This window comes from Gemmatimonadota bacterium (assembly GCA_026705765.1).
Lineage (GTDB): Bacteria > Latescibacterota > UBA2968 > UBA2968 > UBA2968 > VXRD01.
Genome location: JAPPAB010000087.1, coordinates 1 through 9,738, shown reverse-complemented (window position 1 = coordinate 9,738; position 9,738 = coordinate 1). Strand labels below are relative to the sequence as shown.

The window sequence follows — 9,738 nt, the reverse complement described above, 5'->3', positions numbered from 1 at the left end:
TCCCATTTTGCTTTGAGGCGGTGGAGCAGATCGAATAAGGTGACGGAGTCAGGAACACCGGACAGGGCTACGACCACCCCATCACCTGGCGTGAGGAGGCATTCTTGTTGGATATAGGCTTCAACGCGATGTAGAATGTCCAGAGACATGCCGAGTTCCATTTTGCAAGTGTTTGGACGCGCGAATAGCGCCTGAAGTTTCTCTGGTAAATATAAAAAAATCGGCTGTGGATTTACAGCCGATTTATACGCTTGTGACTAAAAGTAGGTATTGAGGCGCATTTCCACGCCTTTGAAGGGGAGTACCAGATAGCAGGTCCCCGATGTGCAGGCGGTGCCTCCCCGCCGTTCGCCCACAAAGAGGACGGCGTCGTAATGCGTGCCAAACCGCGCATTGAGGTTGAGAGATACGAAGGTGCGGCTGCCCGTTTCGATGTCGAAAGTTTCTGGCCGGTCAACTTCAAAAGGGTCGGTTGTGTGATCGACGACAAGGGCTGCGCCAAAACCGCGTGCGTGTTGTGCGGAGAGCGCGCCATAAGTATTGGAGTAGTAAGGGTCATTTTCAAAATGGACAGCGCGTTGATATTGGAGGTCGAGGCCGAGGGTATGACCCTGGTCGGTTGAGGTTTCAAAAATCGCGCCGCCCGTGCGGTGGCTGTCGATGCTTTCGATGTCGTCTTTGCCCCAGTTGTAAAAGAAGGTGGCGGTCAGGTTGTCAAATTTGTATAGATCAAAAGAGAAATGTCTTTCTTTAAAAAAGGTCTGTACAGTTGGCGCCAGATCATTGCGTGCGTGACTGATATTGACCGTGAAATTGCCCAGGCTCAGTGGTGTATAAGTGCCTTCGATTTGATAGCCTTTTTCGCTGGCGAGTAGCAGTACATGTGTGTTTCGGTTGAGCAAAGAAGCGGTGTGTTCGCGGATGAGCGATGGGGGATCATTGAAGTGGAGATGCATGTTGTCGTAATTTTTGTATTCGACACTCAACCCCAGATTGTTCCAGCCCACATTGCCCGATAAGTAGAGAGCAGTTCCTTTTTTCTCGCCTTCGCGCCGCGCGTATTCGCCTTCGCGTTGCGCGTATTCGCCGTAGAAGCTGCCGTATAGACCGGCTTTTTGCAGGATATTAGATAGGTCGAGATCGGCAAAACCAGACCAGGCCCAGTTTTTGTCGATGAGAGAATCTTTGGGTGTGATGTAAACGCCCGTGCTGCCAATTTTGAGATTGGAGGAGAGTCTGACGGCGAGTTCGCCGCCTGTGACCCAATCTCCGCGACGGGAAATACCGCGTGGCGGGGTGCCGGTTTTGGCACCTGGGGGAATATCGCTGAGTGCTGATCGACCGATGAGCGCTCTGGTCTCTACGCGATTGCCAGTCCATGAGGCCATTGCGCCTTCGAGGTCCTGAGCCGGGGCATAGCGCAGGCGATAAATGGGGCTTTCGAGCACGACGCCGGGCAGTTCAAATGCGCGAAGTGTGAGGCCCCGCCCGAGAATTGCGTAGTAATTGCCGATTTCCACATTCGCAGCACCCTGGTTCCACCGTGCGTATTTCTGCGTGATTTGATAGGTTTCGCGGTCCGCGCCCCAGGTGTTATAGACTTCTGCTCTTAAACCGACCTGCAAGCCCTTTTGTGTAAAGTCGAGATTCAACTGGTTGTAGGCGGTAGAGATGGCTGTGGAGTCAGATCCAGGTATTTCACCACGTTGCATTTCTGTCAATCCAGTGACGGTAATTTGTGCAGAAATGGGGACGGTGAAGAGCAGGACGAGGAGCAGGCTACTTGCTTTCATCTGGGGTTTCCTTTTTTTCTGATGCTTCTTTTTTTTCTGATGCTTCCTTTTCGGGTAATAGGATCTCTAATGCGTCGATGATGGCTTTCCCATCGGATAAACCGGCCTCTCGCAATACAATTTCCCTATCTGGAGCAATGAGAATTGTGGTGGGGAGCGCGCGGACTTGCAGGCGTTGCATAACCGATCCATCGGCGTCGATGGCGATTGGGAATGTGATGTTGCGCCCTCGCAAAAATGGGCGAATGCGGTTTTGACCACGGGGTCCATCTTCGTTTACGCCGAGAACGGTGAGTCCTCTGTCGGCGTATTTGGCGTGGATTTCTTCGAGCTTGGGCATTGCTTTGATGCAGGGTTTGCACCATGTGGCCCAGAAGTCGAGTAAAACAGGACCTTTTTCGAGGAGGGTAGTTAATTGTACCCGCTCGCCACTGAGGCCCGGCAGGTTGAAATCAGGGGCTTCGGTTGCACGAGCAGATGATGCCATGAGAAGGCAGAGCGATAATGCGAGTAGTTTTTTCATGGGATGACCTCTTGGAAAGTGTGGAACGGTGTACAACTGGTCGCAGTTCAGACCAGTTCACTGTAAAGTATCCGGGCTTTATATGTTATACGTAGGGGCGATGCCTGTGTTCCCGCCTGTTGTTATAAGGCGGACAACTAATATAAAATATGATAAAGAGGGTGAAAAAACAATGGTGTAAAGGCTGACAGTAGAGTTATTTTATTTCACATATCAGATCAGAGAATACTGCAAAATTCCGAGAGAGAATAAACATGCGTTCGCTCCATGTACAAATCCTCATCGCGTTGATCCTCGGCGCAATAAGTGGCGTGCTGTTAGGTGAATCCGTTCTCCACTTTGCCTTCTTAGGGATCCTTTTTCTCAAGGGGCTTAAAATGATCATTGTCCCCTTGATCGTCACTTCCATTGTTTCCGGGGTCGTCGGGATAGGTCAGGTCGGTCACTTTGGCCGTCTGAGTGGTCAGACTTTTACCTACTATTTGGGCACCAGTCTGTTGTCCATTATCACTGGCCTGGTATTGGTCAATGCCATAAGTCCAGGCAAGGGGGCGCAGTTGCATTTGCAAGCGCCTCCTGAACAATTGGCCCATTCCATAGCTCAATTTGGTGACGGTCCCAAAGCCGCTCTTGAGCGGCTATTGTTGGATATGGTGCCGGATAATGTATTCAAGGCCATGGCAGAAGGTCAGATTTTGCCCTTGATCGTTTTTTGCTTCCTTCTCGGATTTGCCATCATTCGCTTGTCCGATTCGTACCAGGAGCGTCTGCGCGGTTTTTTCCAAGCGGCTTTTGAAGCTATGATGCAAATAACCCATTTTATTATTCGTCTGGCACCCATCGGCATTTTTGCCCTGGTCGCCAAAGTCGTTGGTACTACCGGTCTGTCGATTTTTGCCGATTTGGGGTTGTACGCCCTCACTGTCTTTGCTGGTCTGGTCGTCCACGCGGCGATTATTCTGCCGCTCGTGCTCTATTTTGTGGGTGGCATATCGCCTCTGGCTCTCCTTCGCGCCATGAGCCCGGCTCTTCTCACTGCTTTTTCTACCAGTTCTTCTTCGGCGACTTTGCCCATTACCATTGAATCGCTGGAACAACGCGCTGGCGTTTCCAACCGCACCACCAGTTTTGTTGCGCCGTTAGGAGCTACTATTAATATGGACGGTACAGCCCTGTTCGAGTGTGTTGCCGCCCTTTTTATTGCTCAGGCCTATGGGGTTGAGCTGGGATTTATCCAGCAATTTCTGGTCGTTCTTACTGCTTTGTTGGCTTCTATCGGCGCGGCTGGTATTCCTATGACGGGGCTGGTTATGCTTTCTATTGTTCTATCCTCTGTGGGTCTGCCTCTGGAGGGGATTGGCCTGATTCTGGCTGTGGATCGCATTCTGGATATGTGTCGCACCACTGTCAATGTCTGGAGCGATTCGTGTGGCACTGCCCTGATAGCCCGTTATCAGGGCGAAAACACGCCCGTGGCAAAACACTGACACTTATTTTTGGAGGTTGTTATGGTTTCGATAGGTATTATCGGATTGGGATTTATGGGTATGACGCATTATCGGGGGATTCGGAATGTGCGTGGAGGTAAGGTGGCTGCGATATGCACGCGCAGTCCCAAAAAGCGGGCGGGAGATTGGCGAGGTTTGGGAGGCAATTTTGGAGAGCCGGGCGGGATGGAAGATCTTTCGGGTATTCGCACGTATGAGAAGATTGATGATTTGCTATCGGACGATTCTATTGATCTGGTCGATATCTGTTTGCCGACGTCGCAACACTGCGAGGTTGCGATTGCTGCGATGCGCGCGGGCAAGCATGTGCTGGTCGAAAAGCCCATTGCGCTGAGTCTGGAGGATGCCGACCGCATGGTGCGAGTTTCCGAAGAGACGGGGAGGTTGATGATGGTGGCACAGGTTTTGCCCTTTTTCCCGGAGTTTGCCTATCTCAAGCAGGTGGTGGATGGCGGGGAATACGGCAATGTGCTCGGCGCGCATTTTAAGCGCGTTATTTCGCAGCCTAACTGGACGACTGCCTTCGGCAATATGGAAAAGAGCGGGGGACCGGGCGTCGATTTGCATATTCACGATACGCATTATATTCTGGTGCTGCTCGGTCGGCCAGACCGGGTGGTGTCTTCGGGCAGGCTGGTGCAAGATCGGTATGTGGAATATATTTCGACGAGTTATCAATACGATAGCCGGCCAGATTTGTGCGTGACGTGTGCTTCGGGTGCTATTTCTCAGCAGGGGAGGGCATTTACACACGGGTTTGAGGTTTATATGGATCGGGCTACGGTGCTTTTCGAGTTTTCGACTCTGGGTGGCAAGCCGGTTGTGACGATGCCCGTGACTTTGCTGACGGATGATGGTGAGGTGCGAGTACCTGATTTGGGCGATGCCGATCCCGTGGTGGCATTTACCAATGAGATTCAAGCAGCGGTTGATGCTGTGGAAAGCGGGGAGGTTGCCAGAGAAATTTCTGGAGAGAGTGCCGCTGATGCACTGCGTCTGTGTTTTGTGGAGGTTGAGTCGGTCAGGCTCAGGCAGGCGGTGGCGGTGTGAATAGAGGGGGCTATATCGGGTAAAAAATAAGGGGCGAACTGTGTGTTCGCCCCTATACTGATCCGATTTTAACGCATTCGCACCTCAGCAACAGGTGTTCCGGCTGCCCCATCGAGCATGAGACTGCTCGCTCTGGCAAGGGTGGCAGATATGTTTTCGAGGCTTTGCCCGTCGAAGGATTGACCGCCAATGATTTTGGGACTGACGATGAGGGCCTGACCGGCAGGTTCATCGAATAGCGCGAATGTCACGTTGCTGCCATAGCGCGCCATAGCGCTCATTGTGTCGTGAAATTGGGAGATGGTCTGGACAGAGACATCGCCGGCTTTCATTTCGATGAAGACGATATCGGGGAGTGCGGCATCCATGGCTTTTTGCGCGATCTGGGTGATGAACGCGCTGCCGAGTTTGCGGCTTTCTTCGCTGTCCATCAATATGCCGGATACCAGCCGACCAAATGCCTCATCTTTGATGATTTTTTTGAGTTTGAGTGCTTCGGGGGTCAGCTTGGGTTTGACCATGCGGTCGATATATCGCTGCGATTTGCCCTGTTTTATGGCTGTGCCGAGTTGTTCTTCTATAATGCCTGCTATTTTTTCAAGGCTGGGTGCGTTGACGGCAGACGGGCTGTATCTGGTACCATAGCCCTTGGTTTTGCTAACTATGGGGGGGATTTCTTTTTCGCCGGACTGATAGAAAGCCAGTGTGCGCGTATGGGTTTTGTCCTCGATGGCTTTGTTGTGGTGTTCAAATAGCGAAGGAACTTTGAGATTTTTGCCTTTGATTGCATTGGGTGAAGCCGTTTGAACGGTGGTCATCCATTCGCGCGAATTTTTGCCGTAGTCAATATTGTTAAATAATGCCCCTCTGTACGTCAGATAGGCGGGAATATTCGATCCCGATCCCGATCCGGTGATCGCAATGATGACCACGCCTTTGGACAAGCCCTGGTCTGATAGGACAAAAGATTGGAAGGCGCGCTCGATCATGGCGTATTGAGCAGGTGTAAAGTCGCTGATATTCAGGCTGGGACCTCCGCGTCCACCGCCACCACCGCGTGCTCCCTGTCCCTGGCGTCCCTGCCCCCCACCGCGTGCTCCTTGTTGCCCTCGGCGTCCACCGCCACCACCGCGCACGCCTTGTCCCTGGCGCTCCTGTCCACCACCGCGCGCTCCCTGTCCCTGGCGTCCCTGTCTGCCGCCCTGAAGTGCCTGAAATTCGCGCAAAATATCGCCGAATACTGCGTTAAATTCTCTGCGGTCGGTGTTGGGGAGTTTGCGAAAAAAGAGTTCGAGTTGTTGGTGGCGAACGGGAAACAGATCGTCCCATTTTTTAGCCTGGTCGAGTATGTACATCCGTATGGGTGCCGGTATTTGGCTGATAATCTGTGCGTTGGCTTCGAGGAGTTTTTGGGCATCCCAGGGGTATTCTGCGAATTGTCTGCGTTGCTGGGGGCTCAAATCTGCGCGTCCACCACCGCCACCTCCGCGTCCACCGCCGCCGCGTCCACCGCCACCGCGCTGTGCGTAAATATCTGACAGGTCTAAGGCGCATAGTGCTGTGCCAATCAGTAAGATCGATAGCCATCTTGAAGGTCGCATGACTGCCTCCCGTGTGAAGAAATGACGCGCTTTCATACATCGGTTCAAAGATTTTTGTCGAGCCAGTCCAGGGCGGTTGTCCACGCGTTGCCCTGGGCGAGTAAATCGAGTCCATGTCCCGTCCCCTGATAGCCGATCACGGCAGTTACTCCCCGGGTCAATTCAGACATGGTTTGGGATGAGGTGTAGGCATATCCATCGCCAAAAGCTGCGAGATAGAGGATGTTGCGGGGTGCAAAACCGGGAATATTGGTGCCGATGAGAATTTCCTGAGCCTGGTTTTCGCGAAAGTCGGGCGAAACGGATACGGTTGCTTTGATATCGGGATACAGGCCCGCGCTCACAAAGGCGATGTTGGCACCGATGTCTGTACCGATGACGCCGATGCGATTGGGGTCTGCTTCTGCACGGGTTTTGAGAAATGCAATTGCAGCGACGACATCGAGCGGCATCTGGTTGAGGTCGTCAATGGTGAAGTTCTGGATTGTGACTGTTTGCCCATTGCGAAAGATGCTGTTGCCATGTCCGCGTAGGTCAAAGGCGAGTGCCAGATAGCCTCGCTCGGCAACGAGTTCGGGAACAAAGTCCGCCCACTGAAAGTGGTTTGCATTAAATGGATGGAGCAGGATGACCGCAGGGCGAGGCGCGGGGTGATTGGGAGAAGAAAAGAGCGTGCCAAATAACAGAAAGCCGTCCGGTGTTTGAAATTGTACGGGTTCCAGGCTCGCGTGCTGGGCAGTGAGGCCGGATTCAGTAGGCGTCGGCGCAGTGGTGCTGCCGCCACATCCGATTAAAAATATTGCGATCCACAGGTATTGGCGCATGAGATTATCCTTTGAGCTATTTTATTTTTGACTATTGTAAATATATGTTTGTTCCTCGAAATAATGGGAACATAAGGCAATTGAACTATAATAGCAAGCGAGCAAGCGGGCATATTCTATTTCAAGGAGGAAAGATGCCAGAATTTACGCGCTATGATTTGATTCTGATGGCGATTACCGGTGGGCTTTTTATCGTGGGATTGTGGTGTACGATTTTTGCCTTTCTCTATGGATTTATGAAGCGATTAGATCAGATTATTTTGCTGTTAAAGCAGGCGGATCGAGATACTGATACGGCTCCTTGAGAACAGTTGCCAATTTCAGAATGGGCGTTTATATTGGGCAAAATAGTTCCTGTAATCCTTTTAAAAATACCTTTCGAAAGGACAATGAATGGGCAAACCGAATATTTTGATGATTATAACTGATCAGCAGCGATGGGATGCACTGGGTTGTGTGAGCGATTGGCTGGAGACGCCCAATATGGACCGCATTGCGGCAGAGGGTGTGCGGTTTTCAAATTGTGTGACCAATTCGCCGGTGTGTATTCCAACGCGGTTGAGTCTGGCTACCGGACACTATCCGCACAATACGGGGGTGTGGGATAATCAGAACCACACACTATCGCCAGATTGTCCAACGTGGATGCAGGCGGTGCGCGATGCGGGGTATCGCACGAGTCTGTTTGGCAAGACGCATTTACATCCACACGGGGGCGATTTGAGAGATCGCGAGCATTTGATGCACAGTTATGGGCTTGATGATGTGGATGAGATTGGCGGACCAAGGGCGAGCGCGCGATGTTTGTCGTACATGACGGCGATGTGGGAAGAGAAGGGGTTGTGGGATGCGTATAAGGCAGATTTTGATGAGCGTTTTAGCAATAAACCCTGGGTGACGCGGCCATCGACATTGCCTTTTGAGGATTATGCGGATGTGTATGTGGGGCAGCAGGCGAAGAAATATCTGGCGGGATATGACCGCGATCAGCCCTGGTTTTGCTGGGTGAGTTTTGGCGGGCCACACGAACCGTGGGATACGCCGGAACCCCATTATAGCCGGTATAATCCGGATGATATGCCCGATCCGGTTGCGGCGCCAGATGATGATCGCGAGCGCCCGCAGGGTTTGTTGGACGCCAAGCAAAAGATACCGTTTGAACCGGGAGAAGAGAAATTGTTGCGCGCAAATTACGCGGGCAATGTCACGTTGATCGACGATCAGATTGGCGAGATTTTTGATGTGATTGAACAGCGCGGCGAGATGGATAATACGGTTGTTGTGCTGATGTCGGATCACGGAGAGATGAATGGGGATTACGGTTTTATCTATAAGAGCAATCTCTTAAATGGCGCGGTGCGGGTTCCCCTGCTGATTCGCACGCCTGAGACGGCGAGTAGCGATGTTGCTGGGGCTGTGTGTGATAGTCCGATTGAGTGGTTTGATGTGGGACCGACGCTGGTCGAGCTAGCAAGCGGTGAACTGAATTTCAGGCAGTTTGCCAAATCGGCCTGTCCCGTTCTTGAAGATCCAACGCGAGAACATCGCACAGAAGCGATATCGGAATACGGCGGGGAAATTATGTTGTTGAATCGCGAATGGAAGATTGTGCTGAATCGCGAGGGACAGCCCTATTTGCTTTTCAATGTGGAAGAAGATCCCGATGAGGTGAATAATCTCGCGGGTTTGCCCGAGATGGCCGAGGTTGAGAATCAATTGCGCCTGCGGATTCTCGATCGCGTGGCTTCTTCACAGGTTTTGTCAGGGGCGCATTTTGCGTTGGGGACATGAGGAGGCGCAATGTTTGAGGGTGAGTATTACGATGATCAAGTGAGGGTTCTATGCTAACTACATATATCCAATCCGCTATGAAAAACGCGAAATACGAGATCCTTGATGATCAAACGTTCTATGGAGAAATTGAAGGCTTTCAAGGTGTGTATGCGAATGCAACTACCTTAGAAATGTGTCGCGAGGAATTGCAATCCGTGCTCGAAGGTTGGATCATTCTCGGCTTGAGGATGGGACATCCGCTTCCGGTTATCGCTTGAGGAGAGATTATGTTTCAGAGCAGGCCCCATATCATTTTTATTATTACCGATCAGCAACGTTTTGATACCATCCGTGCCTGGGGATACGATTATATGGTTACGCCCACGCTGGATCGGCTCGCGCGTGAGAGCGTGTCGTTTTGGCAGGCGTATTGTCCCGGTGCGACGTGCGTGGCATCGCGGGCGGCGATTTTTACGGGTATGTACCCGCATACGACGGGCGTTTATAGTTTTGATCACTGGGCAAATCACCGCAACTGGGTGCAGGATTTATCGGATGCGGGCTACTATTGCGTGAATATTGGCAAGATGCATCTGACGCCGCGCGATATTCCCGGTGGTTTTCACGAGCGCGTCGTTGTGGAAAATCCTACGAATAAGGCGCTGG

Annotated in this window: 10 protein-coding genes; 6 read left to right on the top strand and 4 right to left on the bottom strand. The window is 51.9% G+C overall.

Annotated elements, in window-relative coordinates:
• Positions 1-257: 257 nt before the first annotated feature.
• Positions 258-1,793, bottom strand: a complete 1,536-nt coding sequence (locus OXH16_11505) for a DUF6029 family protein (GenBank protein ID MCY3682016.1) — start codon at positions 1,791-1,793, stop codon at positions 258-260.
• Complete coding sequence (locus tag OXH16_11500) at positions 1,780-2,316, bottom strand: TlpA disulfide reductase family protein (GenBank protein MCY3682015.1); 537 nt, start codon at positions 2,314-2,316, stop codon at positions 1,780-1,782. Before OXH16_11500 ends, OXH16_11505 begins: the two co-directional genes overlap by 14 nt.
• Before the next feature lie 254 nt (positions 2,317-2,570).
• Here OXH16_11500 and OXH16_11495 point away from each other — a divergent pair, with 254 nt between their 5' ends.
• Together OXH16_11495 and OXH16_11490 are read left to right on the top strand one after the other, a co-directional pair.
• On the top strand, positions 2,571-3,803 hold the full coding sequence (locus tag OXH16_11495; protein ID MCY3682014.1) for a dicarboxylate/amino acid:cation symporter: 1,233 nt from the start codon (positions 2,571-2,573) through the stop codon (positions 3,801-3,803).
• Between the two features lie 21 nt (positions 3,804-3,824).
• The gene (locus OXH16_11490) at positions 3,825-4,874 is read left to right on the top strand and encodes a Gfo/Idh/MocA family oxidoreductase (GenBank protein MCY3682013.1); all 1,050 of its coding nucleotides are present in this window, start codon (positions 3,825-3,827) and stop codon (positions 4,872-4,874) included.
• A 68-nt stretch (positions 4,875-4,942) separates the two neighbouring features.
• On the opposite strand, the gene OXH16_11485 is transcribed toward OXH16_11490, so the two are convergent.
• On the bottom strand, positions 4,943-6,475 hold the full coding sequence (locus OXH16_11485; protein MCY3682012.1) for a hypothetical protein: 1,533 nt from the start codon (positions 6,473-6,475) through the stop codon (positions 4,943-4,945).
• 44 nt (positions 6,476-6,519) lie between these two features.
• Complete coding sequence (locus OXH16_11480; GenBank protein MCY3682011.1) at positions 6,520-7,299, bottom strand: alpha/beta fold hydrolase; 780 nt, start codon at positions 7,297-7,299, stop codon at positions 6,520-6,522.
• A gap of 134 nt (positions 7,300-7,433) precedes the next feature.
• Between OXH16_11480 and OXH16_11475 the strand changes: the two genes are divergently transcribed.
• From OXH16_11475 to OXH16_11460, 4 genes are all read left to right on the top strand, one after another.
• A complete protein-coding gene (locus tag OXH16_11475) occupies positions 7,434-7,604 on the top strand; it encodes a hypothetical protein (GenBank protein ID MCY3682010.1) in 171 nt (56 codons plus the stop codon).
• Positions 7,605-7,692: 88 nt separating this feature from the next.
• Positions 7,693-9,090: a sulfatase-like hydrolase/transferase gene (locus tag OXH16_11470; GenBank protein MCY3682009.1), complete on the top strand. Its 1,398-nt coding sequence runs from the start codon at positions 7,693-7,695 to the stop codon at positions 9,088-9,090.
• 50 nt (positions 9,091-9,140) lie between these two features.
• The gene (locus tag OXH16_11465; protein MCY3682008.1) at positions 9,141-9,350 is read left to right on the top strand and encodes a type II toxin-antitoxin system HicB family antitoxin; all 210 of its coding nucleotides are present in this window, start codon (positions 9,141-9,143) and stop codon (positions 9,348-9,350) included.
• Positions 9,351-9,359: 9 nt separating this feature from the next.
• The coding region (locus tag OXH16_11460) for a sulfatase-like hydrolase/transferase (GenBank protein MCY3682007.1) at positions 9,360-9,738 on the top strand (379 nt) is incomplete at its 3' end.

Excerpts from the sequence above, each read along its gene's own strand:
- OXH16_11490 (MCY3682013.1), top strand. The coding sequence starts at position 3,825 with ATGGTTTCGATAGGTATTATCGGATTGGGATTTATGGGTATGACGCAT.
- OXH16_11495 (MCY3682014.1), top strand. The coding sequence starts at position 2,571 with ATGCGTTCGCTCCATGTACAAATCCTCATCGCGTTGATCCTCGGCGCA.
- OXH16_11485 (MCY3682012.1), bottom strand. The coding sequence starts at position 6,475 with ATGCGACCTTCAAGATGGCTATCGATCTTACTGATTGGCACAGCACTA.
- OXH16_11475 (MCY3682010.1), top strand. The coding sequence starts at position 7,434 with ATGCCAGAATTTACGCGCTATGATTTGATTCTGATGGCGATTACCGGT.
- OXH16_11480 (MCY3682011.1), bottom strand. The coding sequence starts at position 7,299 with ATGCGCCAATACCTGTGGATCGCAATATTTTTAATCGGATGTGGCGGC.
- OXH16_11505 (MCY3682016.1), bottom strand. The coding sequence starts at position 1,793 with ATGAAAGCAAGTAGCCTGCTCCTCGTCCTGCTCTTCACCGTCCCCATT.
- OXH16_11470 (MCY3682009.1), top strand. The coding sequence starts at position 7,693 with ATGGGCAAACCGAATATTTTGATGATTATAACTGATCAGCAGCGATGG.
- OXH16_11465 (MCY3682008.1), top strand. The coding sequence starts at position 9,141 with ATGCTAACTACATATATCCAATCCGCTATGAAAAACGCGAAATACGAG.
- OXH16_11500 (MCY3682015.1), bottom strand. The coding sequence starts at position 2,316 with ATGAAAAAACTACTCGCATTATCGCTCTGCCTTCTCATGGCATCATCT.